Source organism: Planococcus circulans, assembly GCF_020023385.1.
Classification (GTDB): Bacteria; Bacillota; Bacilli; order Bacillales_A; family Planococcaceae; genus Planococcus.
In genome coordinates, this window is the sequence record NZ_JAIQCL010000028.1 from 1 (window position 1) to 844 (window position 844).

Below are 844 nucleotides of genomic sequence, written 5' to 3' on the forward strand. Positions count from 1 at the left end.
GCCCAGCGTCCGCGGATGGCACCGAACACTTGATGCGCACCTGTTTCCGGATGCCAGTAAATGGACTTCTCCGGTTTGCCCGGCTCGTGTAGGGAGCGAAAATGATTGAAACGTCCCTTGCCGTCCGGGGTCGGCAGCTCGCTGGTGATCGGGTAGCCGTAACGTTCGCGGCCAATTTCTTGCCACTTGGCATTGATCAATCCCCAAATGGCGTGGGCCCCCGTTTCCGGGTGCCAGGAAATGGTGCCTCNGTAACGTTCGCGGCCAATTTCTTGCCACTTGGCATTGATCAATCCCCAAATGGCGTGGGCCCCCGTTTCCGGGTGCCAGGAAATGGTGCCTCTTTGAAATTTCTGCGCCCGTCCCACGTTGTCAAAGGTCGGGGTCTCCGCACCGACGGGATAACCTAACGGTCCGGTCTCCCAGCGCTGCGCTATCCAACACCCGCGAACTGCGCCGAATACTTGATGCGCACCCGTTTCCGGGTGCCAGTAGATAGACTTTTCCGGTTTGCCCGGCTCGTGCAGGGAGCGGAAATGATTGAAACGTCCCTTGCCGTCCGGGGTCGGCAGCTCGCTGGTGATCGGGTAGCCGTAACGTTCGCGGCCAAGTTCTTGCCACTTGGCATTGATCACTCCCCAAATGGCGTGGGCCCCCGTTTCCGGGTGCCAGGAAATGGTGCCTCCTTTAAAGGTCTGGAACCGTCCCACCCCGTCGAAAGTGGCAGTCTCGTTGCTCGTCGGCAGATTGAGCGGCCCATTCTGGCCGCCTGTAGCGAGCCACTTTTGTTCAATGGCACCGAAAATGGTAAAGCCGGCAACATTGGTTGGCATCAAACTCTCCT

At 59.0% G+C, this 844-nt stretch carries 1 protein-coding gene; it reads right to left on the reverse strand.

Annotated elements, in window-relative coordinates; genetic code table 11:
• Positions 1 to 833: hypothetical protein (locus K8U60_RS18905; protein WP_223643637.1), on the reverse strand; the 833-nt coding region annotated here is incomplete at its 3' end.
• Positions 834 to 844: the final 11 nt, after the last annotated feature.